The organism is Sphingomonas faeni (assembly GCF_040407505.1).
Classification (GTDB): Bacteria; Pseudomonadota; Alphaproteobacteria; order Sphingomonadales; family Sphingomonadaceae; genus Sphingomonas; species Sphingomonas faeni_E.
Window position 1 is genome coordinate 407,414 of sequence record NZ_JAPZPQ010000002.1, and the last position, 20,392, is coordinate 427,805.

15 protein-coding genes are annotated in these 20,392 nt (G+C 64.7%); 5 read left to right on the forward strand and 10 right to left on the reverse strand.

Going from position 1 to position 20,392, the window contains the following annotated elements; genetic code table 11:
- Positions 1-47 precede the first annotated feature (47 nt).
- Both egtB and egtD read left to right on the forward strand, forming a co-directional pair.
- On the forward strand, positions 48-1,316 hold the full coding sequence (egtB, locus tag O6X71_RS08470) for an ergothioneine biosynthesis protein EgtB (RefSeq protein WP_353465444.1): 1,269 nt from the start codon (positions 48-50) through the stop codon (positions 1,314-1,316).
- Positions 1,316-2,293 carry an L-histidine N(alpha)-methyltransferase gene (egtD, locus tag O6X71_RS08475; RefSeq protein WP_353465446.1) on the forward strand — a complete coding sequence of 326 codons (978 nt, stop codon included), beginning with the start codon at positions 1,316-1,318 and terminating at the stop codon, positions 2,291-2,293. Before egtB ends, egtD begins: the two co-directional genes overlap by 1 nt.
- Before the next feature lie 20 nt (positions 2,294-2,313).
- Here egtD and O6X71_RS08480 read toward each other — a convergent pair whose 3' ends face one another.
- The 10 genes from O6X71_RS08480 to O6X71_RS08525 form a co-directional block, all read right to left on the reverse strand.
- Entirely contained in the window at positions 2,314-3,006 is a 693-nt protein-coding gene (locus O6X71_RS08480; RefSeq protein ID WP_353465447.1) for a FadR/GntR family transcriptional regulator, read from the reverse strand.
- Positions 3,003-3,752, reverse strand: coding sequence for a helix-turn-helix domain-containing protein (locus O6X71_RS08485; protein ID WP_353465448.1), 750 nt, complete (start codon positions 3,750-3,752; stop codon positions 3,003-3,005). The genes O6X71_RS08480 and O6X71_RS08485 overlap by 4 nt, the downstream gene beginning before the upstream one ends.
- A gap of 67 nt (positions 3,753-3,819) precedes the next feature.
- The gene (locus O6X71_RS08490) at positions 3,820-5,112 is read right to left on the reverse strand and encodes an MFS transporter (protein ID WP_353465449.1); all 1,293 of its coding nucleotides are present in this window, start codon (positions 5,110-5,112) and stop codon (positions 3,820-3,822) included.
- Complete coding sequence (locus O6X71_RS08495; RefSeq protein WP_353465450.1) at positions 5,109-6,509, reverse strand: FAD-binding oxidoreductase; 1,401 nt, start codon at positions 6,507-6,509, stop codon at positions 5,109-5,111. Before O6X71_RS08495 ends, O6X71_RS08490 begins: the two co-directional genes overlap by 4 nt.
- Before the next feature lie 4 nt (positions 6,510-6,513).
- Positions 6,514-8,694 carry a TonB-dependent receptor gene (locus O6X71_RS08500; RefSeq protein ID WP_353465451.1) on the reverse strand — a complete coding sequence of 727 codons (2,181 nt, stop codon included), beginning with the start codon at positions 8,692-8,694 and terminating at the stop codon, positions 6,514-6,516.
- 128 nt (positions 8,695-8,822) lie between these two features.
- On the reverse strand, positions 8,823-9,584 hold the full coding sequence (locus O6X71_RS08505; RefSeq protein ID WP_353465452.1) for an SDR family NAD(P)-dependent oxidoreductase: 762 nt from the start codon (positions 9,582-9,584) through the stop codon (positions 8,823-8,825).
- 13 nt (positions 9,585-9,597) lie between these two features.
- The gene (locus O6X71_RS08510) at positions 9,598-11,091 is read right to left on the reverse strand and encodes a carboxylesterase/lipase family protein (protein WP_353465454.1); all 1,494 of its coding nucleotides are present in this window, start codon (positions 11,089-11,091) and stop codon (positions 9,598-9,600) included.
- A 99-nt stretch (positions 11,092-11,190) separates the two neighbouring features.
- Positions 11,191-11,517 (reverse strand): Rap1a/Tai family immunity protein, encoded by a 327-nt coding sequence (locus O6X71_RS08515; protein ID WP_353465455.1) that lies wholly within the window; start codon positions 11,515-11,517, stop codon positions 11,191-11,193.
- Positions 11,518-11,541: 24 nt separating this feature from the next.
- Positions 11,542-12,345 (reverse strand): hypothetical protein, encoded by an 804-nt coding sequence (locus O6X71_RS08520; RefSeq protein WP_353465456.1) that lies wholly within the window; start codon positions 12,343-12,345, stop codon positions 11,542-11,544.
- A gap of 21 nt (positions 12,346-12,366) precedes the next feature.
- The gene (locus O6X71_RS08525) at positions 12,367-12,666 is read right to left on the reverse strand and encodes a hypothetical protein (RefSeq protein ID WP_353465457.1); all 300 of its coding nucleotides are present in this window, start codon (positions 12,664-12,666) and stop codon (positions 12,367-12,369) included.
- 706 nt (positions 12,667-13,372) lie between these two features.
- Between O6X71_RS08525 and O6X71_RS08530 the strand changes: the two genes are divergently transcribed.
- The 3 genes from O6X71_RS08530 (at position 13,373) to O6X71_RS08540 (ending at position 20,322) form a co-directional block, all read left to right on the forward strand.
- A complete protein-coding gene (locus O6X71_RS08530) occupies positions 13,373-16,540 on the forward strand; it encodes a TonB-dependent receptor (protein ID WP_353465460.1) in 3,168 nt (1,055 codons plus the stop codon).
- Between the two features lie 260 nt (positions 16,541-16,800).
- A complete protein-coding gene (locus O6X71_RS08535; protein WP_353465461.1) occupies positions 16,801-19,419 on the forward strand; it encodes a glycosyl hydrolase 115 family protein in 2,619 nt (872 codons plus the stop codon).
- A 105-nt stretch (positions 19,420-19,524) separates the two neighbouring features.
- Positions 19,525-20,322: a FadR/GntR family transcriptional regulator gene (locus O6X71_RS08540; RefSeq protein ID WP_353465462.1), complete on the forward strand. Its 798-nt coding sequence runs from the start codon at positions 19,525-19,527 to the stop codon at positions 20,320-20,322.
- Positions 20,323-20,392: the final 70 nt, after the last annotated feature.

Below are 20,392 nucleotides of genomic sequence, written 5' to 3' on the forward strand. Positions count from 1 at the left end.
CGGCGTTCGCGCGTTGCGGTACTGGGCGACGCATTGAAGGATAACCGATGCCGCAGCCTATTCGTCCCGATCTCACCCCCGCTCATTCGTCGGATTTGAGCGAACGCTTCTCGACGGTACGAGCGCTGTCGCTGGCGCTCGCTGCGCCGCTGTCGGATGCGGACGCGACGGTGCAGTCGATGGACGATGCGTCGCCGACAAAGTGGCATCTGGCGCATACGACGTGGTTCTTCGAGACCTTCGTATTGCGCGATCATGTCGATGGTTATGCGCTGCACGACGAGCGGTTCCCGTTCCTGTTCAACAGCTATTACGAGGCCGAGGGGCGGCGCCATGCGCGCGATCGGCGCGGGATGGTGACGCGGCCGTCGCTCGACGAGGTGAGGGCTTACCGCGCGCATGTCGATGCGGCGCTGCTCGATGCGCTGCCGCGGTTGTCGGCGGATGCGCAGGCGTTGGTTGCGCTCGGGTGTCATCACGAGGAGCAGCACCAGGAATTGCTGGTGACGGACATCCTCCACATGTTTTCCGAGAACCCGCTGGAGCCTGCGATATGGCCGGCGCCGCGGAAGGTGCCCGTCGAGATGCCGGGGCCGATCGGCTGGATCGCGCGCGAGAGCGGGATCGTCGAGGTCGGGCATGACGGCGGCGGGTTCGCGTTCGATTGCGAGGGACCGCGTCACGCCGCCTTGCTGGTGCCGCATGCGATCGCCGACCGCACCGTGACGAACGGCGAATGGGCGGCGTTCATCGCCGATGGCGGCTATACCGAAGCGCGGCATTGGCTGGCGGATGGCTGGGCGTGGGTGAAGGCCGAGGGCATCGTCGCGCCGCTCTATTGGGAGCAGGGCGAGGCGGGCTGGACACGGTTCGGGCTCGACGGCCGGCGCGCGATCGATCCAGCGGCGCCGGTGACGCATGTGAGCTTCTTCGAGGCGGATGCGTATGCGAGCTGGGCTGGCGCACGATTGCCGACCGAGTTCGAATGGGAGGCGGCGGCGGCGTCGCACGACGCGAACGGCGGCAACCAGATGGACGTGGCAGGGCCGGTCGAGCCTCGGCCTGCGGCGAATGGTCCGGCGTTTTTCGGCGATGTCTGGGAGTGGACCGGCAGCGCGTACCGCCCGTATCCCGGTTTCGTGACCGCGGCCGGCGCCGTCGGCGAATACAACGGCAAGTTCATGAGCTCGCAGTTCATCCTGCGCGGTGGCAGCTGTGCCACGCCGCGTGGCCATATGCGCGCGAGCTACCGCAATTTCTTCTATCCGCACCAACGGTGGCAGTTCACCGGCGTGCGTCTCGCGAAAGATATCTGATGTTGAAGCCTGAGATCGAGGACGGCCAGCAGACGCTCGCCGATCCGCAGTTCCGTGCCGATGTGCTAGACGGGCTTGCGCGACGCCCGCGGGCGATCCCGGCGCGGTGGTTCTATGACCGGCGTGGGTCGGAGCTGTTCGAGAAGATCACCGACCTCCCCGAATATTATCCGACGAGGACCGAGCGTTCGATCCTGGAGACGGCGTGTCCTGAAGTCGCGACGCTTGCGGGCGCGGGGCGGGCGGTCGTCGAGTTCGGCTCGGGGTCGTCGACCAAGACGCCGATCCTGCTCGAGGCCGTGGCGCCGTCGGTCTATGTACCGATCGACATCTCGGGCGATTTCTTGCGGGAGTCGTCGAAGGTGCTGGGCGAGCAGTTTCCGGATCTGCTGGTACTACCGTTCGAGGCGGACTTCATGCGGCCGTTGAGCTTGCCGAAGACGATTGCGGACACGCCCAAGCTCGGGTTTTTCCCGGGGTCGACGATCGGCAACATGATCCCGCTGATGGCGGTCGATCTGCTGCGCGCGATGCGGGCGTCGCTCGGCGTCGGCGCGATGCTGTTGATCGGGATGGACCGGATCAAGGGCGAGGACGTGCTGGTGCCGGCGTATGACGATGCGCAGGGCGTGACGGCGGCGTTCAACCTCAACCTGCTAGAGCGGATCAACCGCGAACTGGACGGCGACATCCCGGTCGACGCATTCCGGCACAAGGCGGTGTGGAACGACGATCGCGCGCGGATCGAGATGCATCTGGAGGCGGTGCGCGACGTGGCGTTTACCGTCGATGGGCGGTCGTTCGAACTTGTGGCTGGCGAGACGATCCACACCGAGAACAGCCACAAATACGGCGCGCGCGATGCCCGGATCCTGCTTCGGTCAGGCGGGTGGACGCCCGTGGCGGCGTGGACCGATCCCGAGGGCTTGTTCGGCGTGTATCTCGCCGAGGCTCAGGTGGAGCGGCCGGCGCCGTAATGGTTGCCGGCATGCGGAGGTTACGCGGCCGTCGATGATGATAATATCGCACTGATCGAATTATCGAAATGCGCCTCCATCAGTAAGGTGGCGGCTTTCGGGGCACGGTCCGCAATCGCCTCGGCAATGTCTTCATGAACGCGGAAGACCGTAGCGCGCTCCGTATCCGTTTCCCGCGTATCCCACGCGGTCGGGACGGCTATACGCATCAGCTGTTCGAACGAGCGGACGATCTGATGGAACAGCGCGTTGCCGCCAGCGTGGGCGATCGCCTGATGGAAGGCGATGTCATGACCGATCAGCCGATCCAGATCGTTCGCGTGAAACGCCATTTGCCGCGCATGATCGATGATCGTTCTCGCGTCGTCGTCGCTGCGATTGTCCGCCGCCAACGCGGCGGTACGTAGTTCCAGCGTTCTACGGACGTCCCAGACTTCGGTCGTCGTGATCTGCGCAGTAGCAACGGCATGATCGATCGAAGCGGCCATCACAGACCCGTCGATCGCGCCGACCCGCGCCTTTCGACCGTTGCCGACGTCGATCAGGCGGAGCGCGGCGAGGGCACCGAACGCTTCGCGCATGACCGCACGGCTGACGCTCAGCTCAGTTGCGAAATGGCCTTCGCCGGGCAGGGTGTCGCCGACTTTCAGGTCATGGTCGCGGATGTGCGCGCGGACACGGCTGACTGCCTGATCGACCAGCGAAACGCTCATGCCGCAAGCCGGGTGTTGCGAAGCTGGGTCGGCGCCTGGCCAAAGCGGCGTGAGAAGGCGCGCGTGAAACTCGCATTGTTGAGATAGCCGCATTTGTAGCCAATCGCCGAGACGGGCAGGTCCGTCGCCAGCAACATCTGTCGTGCGCCGCCCAGCCGGCGATCGGCAATCGCATCGGCGACGCTCATCGCGAACATCGACCGGAACCCACGGGTCAGTTGCGCGCGATTGATCCCGCACGCGCGCGAAATCGTCTCCAGCGTCAGTTTCTCGTTCCATCGCTTGTCGATCAGGTCGCGAGCTGCGGCGATGCGGCGTGCCTCGGACGCGGTCAGCACGCCGGTGCCGTCTGCCGGGATCATGCTGCCGTCGCCAAGCTGTTCAAAGGTGACGCAGAGGAGCTCGATGCTTTTCGCGACGCGTAAGGTCGCCGCGGCGAGCCCGGCGAGGCGACAGTCGCGGACCGCCAGCGCGATACTCCGCATTTCGTTCGGCATGTGCCACGTCGCGGGCGCGTCAGGCAGCATGCCGAACGTGCGCGTGCAGGCCTCACGCTTCACGACGAACACGATATCCGCCGCTGTGAGGTCGTCGCAGGCATCGGTATCCGTGTGGAACGCACAGATCGCCGGGGAGAAGAGGTAGCTGAAACCAACGGACGTATCGGGCCAGTCCTCGCACGGGACCATGCCGTCGCCGATGAAGGCGATCATTTCTGGCGATACGTCGATCCGTGTTTTCATCATGCCTCTCGCTCCTGTTTTCCAAGTAGATGACCAGTTATAACCTATCGGATAGCTGGTGCAAGGGCTTTCAGATAGGTTCGGTCGTTGCCGATACGGGGGCGCGTCGCATTGCGATGAAGAAGGCGATCGTCGACAGCAGGCTGGTGAGGATGCCGATCGTCGCCAGACCCTGATCGAGATGGCTTTCGCCGCCGTAAAGGCTGCTCGCGGCGGCGACCAACGTGGGTGCGACGCCGAAGCCGATCAGCCCGGCGATGGCGATGAACGCGCCGATGCACAGCCCGCGAAGCTCGTTGGGGATCAATACGGTCAGCGCAACCGACGTCACCACACCGGTCGCCGCGCCGCAGAGCAGCAACGTGCCGAGCGCTGCGGCGAAGACCGGCACGGACGGCGCGATCGGGAACAATGCGGCGGGGATACCGACGGCCGCCGCGATTACCGCGCCGATTAGGAGACCACCACGCCGTCCGCTCTTCTGGCCCCAGTCCGCCGAAAGCCCGCCAAAGATCGCGCCGAGCAACCCGGCGAAGAAGATCAGTGGTCCCATCCAATACGCGACCTGATCGGGTTGCAGGTGGAAGCTGCGCGAGAGGACTGGTGCGGCCCAGATTGCCGCGGCGGCATCGGCCATGACGACGCCGACCTGGCCAACGAACAACGGCAGCAGGAACGTCCGGCGCGCCCAAAGTTCGCTTGCGACGATGCGGAACGGGGCGTGCGTACTGGCGGCGACCTCCTGGCGGGCAGGTTCGTGTAACAGGAACAGCGGTATCATCAGGACGGCGGCGAGGATGCCGAGCATGAGGTGCGCGCTGCGCCACGGTGCCGCGTGCCAGAACCAGTCGGGCGCGCCGCCATGCGCGATCATGCCGAACAATATGCCGGTCAGCCCGAACGCCATCGCCTGGCCAAGCGACTTGCCGAGATTGATGATGAGCAGCGCCCGGCCACGCTGGGTCGGCGCGCACAGGTCTGCACACAGCGACAGCGCGGCGGTCAGCGCACCGGTCGCGCCGATGCCGGTCAGCATCCGCGCGACGAACAAGAGCAGGACGCTGTTCGCGAACGCGGTCAGCACCGTGCCCACGACCACCGTCGCGACGAGGGCGAACATGATCCGGACGCGGTTGTGCCGATCGACCAATATGCCGATCGGGATCGAGAACAGCGCGAGCGGCAAGGCGGCGCTCAATCCCTGGATCAGGCTGAGGCTGTAGTCGCTCAGATGCAGTTCGGCCTTCGCGCCTTCCTGCACGGTACCGAACGAGCCCATCAGCGCAAAGCCGAGCATCATCGCCAGCGCCAGTGCGAACAGCGGCGCGAGCGAACGGGCGAACGGGGGCGTTGCCGCACTCACAGGCTGAAGATCTTGCCGGGGTTGAACAGGTTCTTCGGATCGAGCGCGCGCTTCAGCACGCGCATCACGTCGACCGCGTCGCCGAGTTCCTTGACCAGCCAGTCCTGCTTGCCGAGACCGATGCCGTGTTCACCGGTACAGGTGCCGTCCATCTCCAGCGCGCGCGCGACAAGCCGGTCGTTGATCGCCTTCACCTCGCGCAGTTCGTCCTGCGAGCTCGGGTCCATCGCGAAGATGACGTGGAAATTGCCGTCGCCGACATGCCCGAGAATGGTCGCAGGCATGCTCGCGCTCGCAAGGTCGTGCTTGGTCGCGGTGATGCACTCGGGCAGGCGGCTGATCGGTACGCACACGTCGGTGGTCCAGCCGACCGCGCCGGGCCGGAGCGCGACGGCGGCGTAATAGGCCTCGTGCCGCGCCTTCCAGAGCTTGGCACGTTCCTCAGGCAAGTTGGACCAAACGAAATCGCCACCGCCGTTCTCGGCCGCGAGTGCGCTGACCATCTCAACCTGCTCGGCGACGCCGCCGGGCGAGCCGTGGAATTCGAAGAACAACGTCGTCACCTCGGGCAGGGCGAGCTTCGACCAGGCATTGACCGCCCTGATCTGCATGTCGTCGAGGATTTCGACGCGGGCGAGGGGCACGCCGACCTGGATCGCCTGGACGACGGTGGTGATCGCCCCCTCGAGGCTTTCGAAGCCGCACACCGCGGACGAGATCATCTCGGGGATCGGATGGAGGCGTAGCGTGACCTCGGTGATGATGCCGAGCGTGCCTTCGCTGCCGACATAGAGCCGCGTCAGGTCGTAGCCAGCCGCGGATTTCCGCGCGCGGCGGGACGTCGTGATGACCTTCCCGTCGGGGGTCACGACCTTGAGGCTCAGCACCGCCTCTCGCATCGTGCCGTAGCGGACCGCGTTGGTGCCGCTCGCCCGCGTCGAGGCCATACCGCCGATCGTCGCGTTCGCGCCCGGATCGATCGGGAAGAACAGCCCGGTATCGCGAAGATGTTCGTTCAGTTGCTCGCGGCGGCACCCGGCCTGTACGGTGCAGTCGAAGTCGTCGGTGTTGACCGCGACGATCTGGTTCATCTCGCCCAGATTGACGCTGACCCCGCCGCGCACCGGTACCGCGTTGCCCTCGATCGAGGTGCCCGCGCCGAACGGCACGATCGGCACGTCGGCGGCGACGCACAGATTGACGAGATCGACCACGTCCTGCGTCGAGCGTGCGAAGACGACCGCGTCGGGCAGGACGACATCGAAATGCGCTTCGTTCGAGCCGTGCTGGCGCAGCATCGCGTCGGTCAGGTGAAGGCTGGTCCCGAACCGGTCTCGCAACCGGTCGAGGAAGGCGGGATCGAGCTCGGCTCGAACGAAGGCGGTATCGAGAAGCATGGGATCAGAACCTGAAGCCGAGGCGGACGCCGATGCGGCGGCGCTCGCCGATGATGCCAAGATCGGAGGCGGGGAGTCCGGCAAGCTGCAACGTCGTCTTTTCGATATAAGCGTCGAAATAGTTCTTCTGCAGCAGGTTGTTGGCGAACACCGCGACTTCGAGCGGCCCGGTACGATAGGTGATCGCAGTGTTGACCAGCGCATACCCCTTCAGGAACGTCGGCGTGGTCTGGTTGAGCGTGCCCGCAAGGCGACGGCCCTTGGCGACGACGCCGCCGGTCAGCGTCACCGATTCGGTGCCGCCGAGCGGAATAGTGTAGTCGCTGTAGATGTTGCCGCTGAAGTCGGGCTGGAACGTCAGCCGATCGGACGACAGCAGGCGACCGGTGACCGCGGTGTAGGGCGAGGAGTCCGTGAGGCGTGCGTGGAGGTAGGTGACGCTGCCGTTGATCGACCAGTTCCGGACCGGACGCACCGTCGCCTCGAGTTCGGCGCCGTAGCTTTCGACGTCGCCGCTGTTGAGGTCGACCGTGACCAATCCGCCACCCGCCGCCGGTGCGATCGAGTTGAGGCCGATATAGTTGGAATAGTCGTTGTAGAAGACATCGCCCGACAGGCTGAAGACGCGGTCCGGCGAGACGTATTTCGAGCCGACCTCATAGGTCCAGGCGGAGTCGCCCTTGTAGGTGCGGATCGGCGCGGTCGGGGCGTTGAAGCCGCCACCACGATAGCCGCGCGCGACCGAGGCGTAGGTCATCAACTGGCTGGTCCAGTGGCGCGTGATCGACAGGCGCGGCTCGACCTGGTCGGATTTCAGCTTCGCGTTGGTGACGGTGACGGGCAGGTTGGCCGGCCCGACCGAGATCGCGACGTTGCCCTCGGCGCTGCGATCCTCGTGATCGTAGCGCAGGCCGAGCGCCACCTCCCACGCCGCGCTTGGCTTCCAGAACAACGTGCCGAACGCGGCATAGGTGTCGGCCTTGGTCGCGTTGTTGGTCAGGCGGGTGAGGTTGGCCGGAACGATCCGCGTCGTGTCGGTCGCGCCGGTGGTCTCGCGGCTGTAGAACAGGCCGACCAGCGAGCTGAAATTGCTGCTGAGCTCGGTATCGAGCCGCGCTTCGACGGTCTTGGTGCGGAGCTTATCAGTGGTTGTCGAGCGGGCGATGTTGGCGGGGCCGAAGTCGGCGTCAGTGTCGGGCGAGAAGCCGTTGCGCGCGTCGTACGATCCGAGCAGCGTGAACTTCGAATTGATCGCGTCGATCGGCGTCTCGAGCCGGGCGCTGACCCCGCGGTAACGGTATTCGACGCGTGACAGCGCGTTGAACTGGACGATGCGCGAATAATCGGTCGGGCCGGTGACGCGCGAATAGGGCGTGTTCGCGCCGTTCACCCAGTCGTAATAGCCGTTCACCGTCAGCACGACGTCGTCGACCGGCGCGAAACGGATCGTGCCGTTGAGCGAGTCCGTCTTGAACGGGCTGGCATCGGTGCCGAGCAGAGGGTTGCGCAGGAAGCCATCCTGCTGACGGTGGCCGGCGGCGATGCGGACCTGCAGCTTGTCCTTGATGATCGGGCCGCTGACCGAGGCGGAGGCGAGGATGCTGTCGTCGGGACCGGCGAAACTCAGATTGCCGCGCGCCTCGACCAGGTTCGAAGGCTGGCGGGTGATGACGTTGATCGCGCCGCCCAGCGTGTTTTTGCCGTACAGCGTGCCCTGCGGCCCGCGGAGCACCTCGATCCGGTCGATGTCGAGCAGCGGGTTGTTCAGATACGACGTGTTCGGCTGGTAGATGCCGTTGATGAACAGGCCGACGCCGGGCTGGACCGTTTGCACGAGCGTGACGCCGACGCCGCGGATCGAGACGAACGCGCGACCCGCACCGTCGCTGGTGATGTTCAGGCCGGGGGTCAACGCTGCGGCCTCGCGCACCGAATTGATGCCGCGTTCGGTCAGCGTGTTGCCGCTGATCGCGGTCGCCGCGATCGGCACGTCGAGCAAGGTCTCGGCGCGCTTGCGGGCGGTGACGACGATGTCCTGGTCGCCGGTCTGCGGTGCCACGGAGGCGGCTTGCCCGGGTGGCGTCGTAGCGGTCGCGTCGGGGGTATTGGCGACCTGAGCCCAGCCGGTCGCGGGCAACGCGAAGGCAAGAGCAGTGGTGGCAGCAAGCAGGGTGCGAAAGCGCATCGATAATCCTCTCTACGGCTGGCGAGTCTTTGCTCACCTGTCTGAAAGGTTGTGCGCTCGGTCCGACCTATCGGAAAGGATAATGGCTATGCCGATCGGAATCGAGACTTGGCCGGTCGAGACTCGTTTTACCAGCAGGTATAACCACCGTCGGCGAGCACGATGCTGCCGGTCATCAGGCTTGCCGCATCGCTTGCGAGGAAATGGACGACCGAGGCGACCTCTTCGGGCTCGCCGAGACGACCTTGCGGGGTGCCGTCGATCCAGCGCTTGTACATCGCGCCTGCCTTGTCGGCGAAGGCGTTGAGCGGGGTCGCGATATAGGTCGGCGCGACCGCATTGACGCGAACGCCGCGTGGCGCCCATTCCGCGGCGAGGCTTTTGGTCAACTGGTGCACCGCCGCCTTCGACGCGTTGTAATAGCTTTGCGGCTGGGGCCGGTTGACGATGAAGCCGGACATCGATCCGACATTGACGATGCTGCCCTTTCCGGCGGCGAGCATGTGCCGGCCGAAGGCGCGTGCACACCAGAAGGTGCCGTTGAGATTCACGTCGAGGACGTTGCGCCAGTGTTCGTCGGTGACGTCTTCGGCGGCGGTCTCGCTGCGCGCGATGCCGGCATTGTTGACGAGGATGTCGATTACGCCGGCCTGATCGGCGACCTGCGTCACGCGCGCCGGGTCGGTCACGTCGAGGACGACGCCTTCGACGATATGACCTTTTGCGCGGAGTGACTCCATCGCTGCGCCGATCGCGTCTGCGTCACGGTCCGCGATGGTGACGCGTGCGCCGGCCTCCGCGAGCGCGTCAACGCAGCAATAGCCGATGCCCTGTGCGCCACCCGTGACTAGGGCGGTCCGGCCGTCGAGGCGGAGACGGTCGAGATACATGCAAATGCTCCGGTCAGGGCAGGAAAGGCGCGGCGGACATCGGCGGCTCGAACTGTGCTTCGCCCGCGGCAAGCTTGTAGACCAATCGCGTATCGCGCTCGAAAGGCGCCCAGGGCAGCGATCCATCGCGCGCGAAATTTACCCAGATGCTGTGGATACGGGTCGCCAGTTCTTGCGGCGGGTTGGTGCCGCACAGGCCTTCCTCGCCGGTGCACGTCGCGAGGCTGTCGAACACGAACGGCAGTTCCATGCCGTGCGACGCGCCGAGCTCTCCGCCGAAGCGCGGCGAGCGCCATTCGAATTCATACATATGCGTGCGCCCGCGATGTTCCTCGGCGAACCGGCGCGCGGGCCAGCGGAAGACGAGGTCGTTCATCGCATCGGTCAGTGCCTGCCCCGGTGCCTTGCTTGTGCCCATGCCGTACGCCTTGAGCACCGCCCATGCACGCGGCTGGGATTTGCGCAGGATAAACCAGGCGAGCAGCTTGCCGACCTTGTCGCGCACGCCGCTGGGGATGAGGTAGAGGTTCATCTCCTCGGCGTTGCTGCCGATCAGCAGCTCGACCTCGGCACCGGCGCCTTGCTTGAGCGCTTCGAGCGGCTCGGTCGGGAGTATCTCATCGCCGTGGACGGGGACGAAGCGACTGATCCCGAACACCGGCTCGCGTCCGTCGGCACCACGCAGGTCGAGCCGTGTCGTCGGAAGCGAGACTTTCTCGACCGCATCCAGCATCGCTTCGCCGGGCTGGAGGCTTGCGAATCCCGCTCGATCGGGCGTGATACGCAGCAGTTTTGCGAGCTTGCGCACCAGTCGTTGCGCCACGCCGATGTCGCGGGTCATACCGCCATGGCCGCTCTGCACGATCGCGCGGCGGAACAGGCCCTTGGCGAGCGGCGACGTGACGAGATCGGCGACCGCCATCGCGCCCGCGCTTTCGCCGAACACCGTGACGTTGCCGGGATCGCCGCCGAACGCCGCGATGTTCGCCTGCACCCAGCCGAGCCCCGCTATCATGTCGCGTAGGCCGAGATTGGTCGGCACGCCGGGGATCGGCAGGAAGCCGTCGATCCCCATCCGGTAGTTGAGCGCGACATAGACGATGCCGTCGCGTGCGAACGTCCGCCCGTCCTGGACCGACGCGTCCTTGCTGCCGACGACGAACCCGCCGCCGTGGATGAACACCATGACGGGCAGGGCGGTGCGCTGATCGTCGGGGCGCAGGACGTCGAGCGCCAGATAGTCGTCGCCCTTCGACCATCCCGTGCCGATCAGCGGTTCGGCATTTAGCGCAGGCACCTGCCGCGTACGTTGCGGAGCGTTGGCGCCTGCATTCAGGGCAGGGCGGACGCCGGTCCATTCGGCGACGGGCTGGGGGTGCGCGAAACGCTGCTCACCCACCGGCGCGGTCGCGTAGGGGACCGCGCGGTAGATTGAGATGCCGTGTTCGGATCGACCCTGAATATCGCCCGCGGGGAGGCTGACGATGGCGTTGCGTGTGGAAACCATGCGCGCATCATGCCGCGCTTTGGACGCGATCGGGAAGTCGTGCCGCTATGCTCCGCGGTACGAATGCCATGCATGGCGATCGTAGCGGGCTTGACGCAGCTATCTACGCTTGCAGGGAAATGCTTCCTGCAACGCCTCACGCACGACGAACGAGGGCGCGCCAGTGCCCGTCGCCTTGGCGTGTTTGCGCAGATATTTGCGTGTCGTAGCGACGACCTCGATATTCGACGAACGGGTCTGTGATGGGCAGATCTGGCGGGACAGCGACAAGGTGTCGAACGCCGCGATGATGTAGCCGGTGCAGAAATTCGACGTAGGATCGGTGTCCTTGCCGCGGCAAAACTCGAGGAGTTGCGCGGTCGTGACGGAACTCACCACGACCGGTCGGTCGGCTGCGGCCAGCAGGGCTGCCATCAATATCGTCATAACTTTGCCCCTCGGCGCTATGGCCTATCTGCTCGCGACCGTGTCGAGATACGGCAACAGGCGCACGCGCGGGAATACCTCGTCGAGCGATTTGGTGTCGGGCAGGATATAGACCATGCCGCCTTTCCGCTGGAATAGCGGGCGCAGCTTCTTGCTGTAGAAACTGGTGCCGACGTTGATGCAGCCGAAACTGATCCGGTTGTCGTCCGGTGTGGGGGACAGCAGTCGCTCGACCCGGTGCTCGGCCTTGTGCGTGGTGATCACCGCGTGGAGTGCGACCGAGTTGGTATAATCGACCCACAAGACGCGCTGGCGACCTAACGCGCGACCGAACTTGGCGATGAACCGACCCGCCGGCGTGGTCCGCTCGGCAGGACCGATCTCTTCCAGGCTCTTGGCCCCGACGCCCGGAGACGAGTCGTCGCCGATGCCGATGCCGAGAAGCACCGGTGCCTCTCCGAGAAAGTCGCCCTTCGCGCTGAAGAGGAACAGCGTCGCCGCCTGTTTGTCGATGACGACATAGGGCAGCTTGCCGTTGTCGTGCGCGGCCGCGACCCAAGCGATCATGCGGCTCGCCGCCTCCGATCGCACGGTTTGCGCGGTCTCCTCCGCCAAAACGATTGGCGGGGACACCGTTTTCACCGCGGGCGGCTTGCGCTTGCGCACGGGCGCAGCGGCACGCGCGTTCGTATTGGAAGGCGCGGCCAGACTAAGCTGCGGTGCAAGCAACGCGATCGCCAGCATCATAGCCGTGCCAACGCGCAAGACGCGGTGGCACGGCCCATCGAGGATCGCGGTGATGGTCAGCAGAATAGTCCGGCCGGGCAATCGATGTGTGCGATGTTGCGCTTAACCGCGGGGCTTGCGCTGCCGCTGCTGCAACTGCTGTTCCATGCCGTCGACGCGACCATTGATCTGATCGATGCGCTGGCCGTTCTGCTGAGCCTGGCCGGCAGCAGCCTGAGCCTGAGCGAGCGCTTGGCCCGACGTGCCTTCGACCGTGCGGAGGCGGCCGTCCATGCCGTCGATGCGGGTGTTGACGGTTGCGATCTGCTCCCGGACGAAGCCCTTCGTCGCGCATCCGCCAAGCGTCGTCGCGCCAACGAGGATGATGGCTGCCGTGTAATATTTAGGAAGATTGGAACGCATGTACTCACCTCTCCGAACGTGGATCGCAGCACTCATCCCATGCTCGGCGGGGACCACAATCGATTTTAGGCAAGGCGTGCGGCTTATGCGGCGAGGTCTCAGTGCTGTATCTCGCAAAATGCACCGGGCTATCGGGAAGTTTGCTGCATCACTGGCCGAGTGTTTGCATGAAGCGGGCTGCACATTTTCGTGAGAAGGCGAGCCGCCGTCATATCAATAGCGACGGTTATCTTGACTCACAGCATCTTATGCACAGCGGCGTGTTCGATCGGACCCCTGCCAAGATTCCGAACTGATTAAGGTTTGCGCTACCGGGACCAAAATATACTTCAAGGGTGCTGGAGGCCACGGATCCAGACGCGCCCAACATCCACCGGGTGCTCAGGGTCGTGGAGAGCACCGCTGGCCACCGCGCAATATCGGTTTGCCAGCCATTCGAGCAGATATTGGCCTAACCGAACGCGCTTGACTCGTTGACCAATACCAGCAAGATAGCGCTATCAATCGACCTGCATCAGACGGGCGTGACGGGGAATGGGGATGGCTTGAACCGCTATTGATGTCGCACGCTTGCCGGCCATCTGGTCGAGCCTGTGAATTGCGCCGCGCAACGCCCAGCGCCTGAATTTTCCAGCTTCAAATATAACAACAATGAGATGCTTCGTGCCGCCAGTCGGACAGCGAGGTTCCAAGGAGGATCCTGATCATGACACCATTTAAGATGGCACCTCGCCTGACACGCGCCGTTCTGTTGTGCGCGACGACCCTTGGCGCCTTATGTGCAACGGCCGCTGCGGCGCAGAACGCTCCGCCACCACAAGATCAGACGCCCGCCGATGGCCAGGACAATGGCCCGGCAACGCCGCCGCCGGCCGCACAGACGCCGCTCGAAGTCGGTGATACGCAGGGCTCCACGGGCGAAGACATCGTCGTGACCGGCTATCGTTCGAGCCTCGCCAAGTCGACCAACGCCAAGCGCGCCTCGACCGGCTTTACCGATTCGATCTTCGCGGAAGACATCGGCAAGTTCCCCGATACGAACATCGCCGAATCCTTCAACCGCATCCCCGGCATCACGATCACACGCGACGTGACCGGCGAAGGCACGAACGTCGCGATCCGTGGTCTCGGATCGAACTTCACGAACGTGACGCTCAACGGCGCGACGATCGCGGTTGCGTCGTCGGGCGCGACCGACGCACAGGGAACCGATCGTTCGGTCGACCTCAGCTTCTTCCCGACCGACCTGTTCACCAAGCTGACGGTCAACAAGAGCTATACCGCCGACCTGCTCGAAGGTGGCGCGGCCGGTAACATCGACCTCCGGTCGGCCCGCCCGTTCGATCGCTCGACCTCGTTCCTGGCGTATAACGTGCAGGGTACGAAGCAGTCGCCAGAAGATCGGATCGGTGCCCGCGGCTCGGTGATCGGCAGCTGGCGCGGAGACAAGGTCGGTATTCTGGCCGGTGTGTCCGCCCAGCGCCTGTTCACCGACACGCGCGGGTTCGAGACGATTGGCTATACCAATCCGGCGCTGACGGCGGCGCAGTGCGGCGCTGCTTCGGGCTGCAACACGACGGGTGGCGGCAACTGGACGATCCCGGCCGTGGTGCCTGTCGGCGCCGGTGCGGGGCTGGTAGCCGGTACGCCGATCACCAGCGCGTTCCTGCTCGCGAACAACCCCGGTGCGACGATCCAGCAGATCGACAATGCGCTGCTGCCTCGGCTTGGCCGGTCGACCAGCATCCGCGGTCCGCGCGACCGTATCAACGCGATCGTCAGTGCGGAATGGCAGCCGTCCGATACGCTGCACTTCTACGTTGATGGCCTGTATGGCTACAAGAAGAACGACCTGACGCGCGAGAACATGGCGTGGATCGTCCGCAATGGCGCGGTCATCCCGACCAACCTGACGTTCGACAAGGCGGATTGCACGATCGGCTGCGTCGTCACCGGCGGGACGTTCGCCAACGCGCAGTTCTTCAACGAATTCCGCCCCTATACCGAGACGACGAAGCTGTTCAGCGTCAATCCGGGCGGCGACTGGGCGATCTCCGACAAGCTCAAGCTGAACCTGCAAGGCAATTACGCGCGTTCGACCTTCCACCGCGAGAACCCGTCGGTCGGCCTGACGACGCCGCTGGGCGTCGGCAATACCGTGACCTACTCCAACGACGGCAGCGGCATTCCGACGATCCAGAGCGCCCTGGATCTCAACGATCCGGCGAACTTCGGCTGGAACCCCGGCAGCCGCGTCAACATCTCCGACGAGCGTCGCCTGAACAAGAGCAAGGGCGCACGCGGCGACCTGACCTGGGGTGATACGGCGCTCAACCTGAAGATCGGCGGCGCGTTCGACGACGTGTCGCGCCGGATCAGCAGCAACGACAACAGTCAGGCGTACCAGAACGCAGTCTGCGGCAACAATCCCAGCGCCTTCATCGCCTCGCCCAACTCGCAGCCGCCCTGCGAAGGCCGGAACGCGCCGGGCGTTATCCTCGCAGGCTATCCGACCTATCCGGGCTTCGGCACCGGATCGACCGCGGGCATGACCGGCCCGGTAACCTATGGTGGCTCGCTCGTTCCCAACTCGGCGGCACCCAGCTACCTAACGCCAGGGCCGGCCGGTTTCGTGACGGTCGACTGGCCGAAGTTCGCAGCCGCAACCAACTATGACTTCTACCACGACAATTCGCCGGAGAGCGGCGCGTCGACCACCGGTGCAAGCGGTGGCGGTATCCGCGAAGTGGTGAAGTCCGCGTTCGCCACGGTCAACGGTGCGCAGGACCTGGGCGGCAACATGCTGCGGTTCAACGTCGGCGTGCGCTACGTCAACACGATCCAGACGATTACGGGTCGCGTCTCGTTGCCGGATCCCCGCAACACGACGGCGTCCGGCGCCGCGCTGCCGGACGGTAGCCGGTATCCGAACCTCGTCAGCATCGTGTCGACGCGTAACGTCTATGCAAAGTGGCTGCCGGCCGCGACGTTCGCGTATGACGTCGGCGAGCATGCGGTGGTCCGCGTTGCCGGTTCGCGCACGATGACGCGGCCGGACCCGTCGGCACAGTTGCCGGGCGTGAACTTCGGGGCCCCATCGGCGGATCAGGCGTCGATCGGCAATCCGGCGCTCGAGCCGTATATGTCGACGAACCTCGACCTGGGTTTCGAATATTATACCGGTCGTGAAGGCGTGGTCAGCTTCAACGCGTTCCGCAAGTCGATCAAGGGCTTCACGAACACCGCGATCAGCACGGTTCCGTTCTCGAACCTGTCGCAATACGGGATCACGTACGACACGCTGAACCCGACGCAGCAGATCGCGATCAACTCGCGTGGCGGCCCCGGCACGGCGCAGGTCCAGGTCACGTCGCAGGTCAACGTGGCCGACAAGCTGACGATCAACGGGCTCGAATTCCAGTGGGTCCAGCCGCTCGATTTCCTGACCAAGAATATCGGCATCACCGGGTTCGGCTTCAACGCCAATGCGACGATCGTCGACCAGACCAGCAAGGGCGCGGCACAGGCGTTCGGCGTGGCCCCGTTCACCTACAACGTCACCGCCTATTACGAAAAGCATGGCGTGATGCTGCGCGTGTCGACCACCTCGCGCGAGGGTTCGCAGAACAGTGGTGCGGCGCAGAACGGCATTCCGGCAGCGGCATTGTTCGGTACGGACTATACGACCTACGACTTCTCCTCGTCGTTCGACCTCGACAAGATCTTCGGTTTTGCAGGGGCGCCCCAGCTGACGGTCAACGTCGCGAACTTCACCAACGCGACGCTGCGGTCGTACTTCCAGTTCGAGAATGCGACCTTCACGCAGTACAAGCCAGGCCGTCAGTTCCTGGTCGGTCTGCGCGGGACCTTCTAGTAGACCGGACGGTGCGGTCGTGATGCGACCGCACCGTCGGTATTTACCTCAAGACGTGGTCGCGACCGGGTCTACGATCGCACATACCGACCGATGATCGGCAAGATCGGTTCGACGATACTAGTGCAGCCGGCGAGATTTCGCAGGGAAGACCCGACGGGGGCGCGATCGGGCTACGGATAGCTGATGCGAGGTCCGCCAAGCGCAGCCAGCGGGTTTCAACTGGGGCTGTCCGCCTGCTCACGACAGGAGAGACGACGATGTCACGGGCCGTATCACGCCGTACGCTGATGGGCGGTGCCGCATGTGGCGCTGCGCTCGCGACGTTACCCCTGTTCGGTGCCGAAGCGCATGTAGCCCCCGATCCGCGGACCGCGTTTGCCTTGATCGAAAAGGGCATTCCGGCGGCAGTCATGATCGACGCCGACGCCGACAGCGCGGTCCGGCATGTCGCCACCAATTTCGCCGCCGATTTGGAGAGGGTCAGCGGCACCGCTGCGCGCCTGACCGATGGCGCGAGCGGCGTTGCGCAGGGGCTGGTGGTTATCATTGGCGTGCTAGGCCACAGCGCCGTCATCGATCGTCTCGTGGCGTCGGGCAAGATCGCGGCCGCCGACCTGTACGGCGAATGGGAAGCGTTTCGGCAGATCGTCGTCGACGATCCGCTGCCGGGCGTGTCGCGTGCGCTGGTGATCGTCGGGTCGGACCGGCGCGGCGCGGTGTACGGTACCTATGACGTATCCGAGCGGATCGGCGTTTCGCCGTGGCACTGGTTCGCCGACGTGCCCGTCCGTCGCCAGCGCGACGTGCTGATCCCTGCCGGCTCGAGGCACGACCAGCCCAAGGTCCGCTATCGCGGGTTCTTCATCAACGACGAGGATCCTTGCCTCAGCGGATGGGCGAAAAAGGCGTTCGGTGGCGTGAACGCGGCGATGTACGTGCACGTCTTCGAACTGCTGCTGCGGATGAAGGGCAATTATCTGTGGCCCGCCATGTGGGGCAAGGCGTTCGCGGACGACGACCCCGCGAGCATGGTGCTGGCCGACGCGATGGGCGTCGTGATGGGCAATTCGCACCACGAGCCGATGCTGCGCGCGCAGGCCGAATGGCATCGTCACGAAGATGGCGGCGTGACCGGTGGTGCATGGGATTACGACAGGAACGGCGCCAACCTGCGAAAATTCTGGCGCGGCGGGATCGAGCGGATGATGGCGAAGGGCGGCGGCCAGCATTACGACTCCGTCGTGACCGTCGGCATGCGCGGTGACGGCGACGAGGCGATGGCCGAGGGCACCGCGACCGGGCTGCTCGAACGCGTCGTCGCCGACCAGCGCAAGATCATCGCCGACGTGACCGGCAAACCGGCGAGCGACACGCCGCAGGTTTGGGCGCTCTACAAGGAAGTACAGGACTATTACGACCACGGCATGAAGGTGCCGGACGACGTCACGTTGTTGTTCTCGGACGATAATTGGGGCCAGATCCGCCGCCTGCCCGATCCCGCCGCACCGCCGAGAAAAGGCGGGTACGGCATCTATTATCACTTCGATTATGTCGGCGGTCCGCGTAACTACAAGTGGATCAACACCAACCAGATCGAGAAGACCTGGCAGCAGATGGACCTGGCGTACCGGCGTGGTGCGACGCAGATCTGGATCGTCAACGTCGGCGATATCAAGCCGATGGAATATCCGCTGGGGTTCTTCCTGGCGCAGGCCTGGAACCCGGATGCGATGACCCCGGCTGCGGTTGCCGACTATCCGCGCGCATGGGCGACGGCGACGTTCGGCCCGGACCAGTCGCGGGCGATCGGCGAGATCGTCACGCAGTACAGCCAGTATGTCGCACGCCGAAAGCCGGAGTTGATCGATCAGGACAGCTTCCCGCTAGGCAGAGTCACCCCCAAGGGCCTCGATGGCGGCGAGTTCGGCGCGATGGTTGAAGGGTGGGACGCGCTGGAGGCACGGATGATCACGGTTCGCACCACGCTGCGGCCGGATCAGCGTGACGCCTATTACCAGTTGGTCGAGTTTCCCGTGGCAGCCGTCGCGAACCTGTACCGGTTGTATTACGGCACCGCGTGGAACCGGCTGCTGGCGTCGAAGAACGACGCCCGCGCCAATTATTTTGCCGATCAGGTCGAAACCGCTTTCCGGCGCGACGGCGAACTGACGCAGCGGTATCACGCGATCAACGGCGGCAAGTGGGACGGCATGATGGCGCAGGTCCATATGAGCTATGTCATCTGGAACGATCCCACCAAACAGACCATGCCGAGCATCGTCCGGGTCGGTGCCGATACGCCCGAGGCAAAGCGACGGCAACAGCCGGTCTTCGTTCCGACGCCCGCGACGCAGGCCGGTATCGTTGCCCTCGAAGCACCCGCGTTCAGTCGCGCACGCGACGGCAAGGGGCTGCGCTGGACGACGATCCCGCATCTGGGTCGTACGGCAGGTGCGATGATCGCGATGCCGCAAGGTCGACCGGCAACACTGGCGAGTGACGGCGTCTGCCTGGAATACGACGTCACCATGGCGAAGGCGGGACCGGCGACTCTGACGCTGTACCTCGTGCCGACGCTCGACACATTCGGTCATGACGGATCGCGAATCGGCGTGTCGATCGACGGCGGTGCGGTTCAGGTCCTGCGTGCGGTGCTCGAGCCTACCGGAGGCGATACGGACAATATCGCGAAGACGCGCTGGGCGGATGCGGTGCGCGACAATGGCGTACGATTGTCGGTAGGCCTTGGTGACGTCGCTCGCGGCCGTCACACGATCAAGATCTGGCGGCTGGACGACAACATGGTGCTCCAGAAGCTGGTACTGGCGACCATCCCGGTACCGATGTCCTATCTCGGCGCGGGTCCCGTCGCCTGACGGACAACGCCACACGGCTGCCCTTTAGGGTATTGGACGATGCCAGTTTCCTTGGGAAGGGCGACGTAGTAGCATCATTACGCAGACATTAGATTGGTAAGTCCAGTGGCAAAGCCCGCCTCCCAGAACGCGCTTTTCGCGGTCGGTAAATACGACACGCCTGCGAACGATCGCCTGTACCAACGGCTGGCGCGGCGGTTGTTCGAGGAACTCGTCGCGGGCACTTATGCGATCGGTGACCGCCTACCGGCTGAACGCGAACTCGCCATCGACTACGGGGCTAGCCGTCCGGCGGTGCGTGAAGCCCTCATCGCGTTGGAAGTACAGGGTTTTATCGAAGTCCGTGTCGGCTCCGGAGCGTATGTCTGCCGGTTACCGGGGCAGGGTGAAGAGCCGGGTTTCGCGATCACCGCGTTCGAATTGACCGAAGCGCGGATCATGTTCGAGGGCGAGGCCGCGGCGCTCGCTGCGACTCAGATCACCGATACGGAACTGGATGTGCTCGATGGCCTGGTCGCGGCGATGGCGTCCGAGAACCTGCTCGCGGAGGTGACCGAAATCGCCGATCGCGACTTTCATACGGCGATTGCCCAGGCGACGCGGAACGCAGGTGTCGTTCGAACGATCGAGGATTTGTGGCATCTGCGGTCGACCTCGCCCGAATGCGCGCTCCTGCATGCCAAGGCGCGCGATGCCAAGGTGCGACCTGTCGTGGCCGAACATGCTGCGATCGTCGACGCTTTGCGCGCGCGCGATGCCGCCGGCGCGCGCGCGGCGATGCGTGCGCATCTGGCGTCGGTGATGGATCATCTGCTGTTCCAGACCGAAGCCAAGGCGATGGAAGAGGCTCGACTGGCGGTTGCCGAGACGCGGCAACGCTATGGGGGTGGAAACGGATCGTAGCGGACACGCCGAATGGTCTTGCAAGCTGTCAGACCAATTCTATAGCTGCTCCGACAAATCGCGCGCGGTG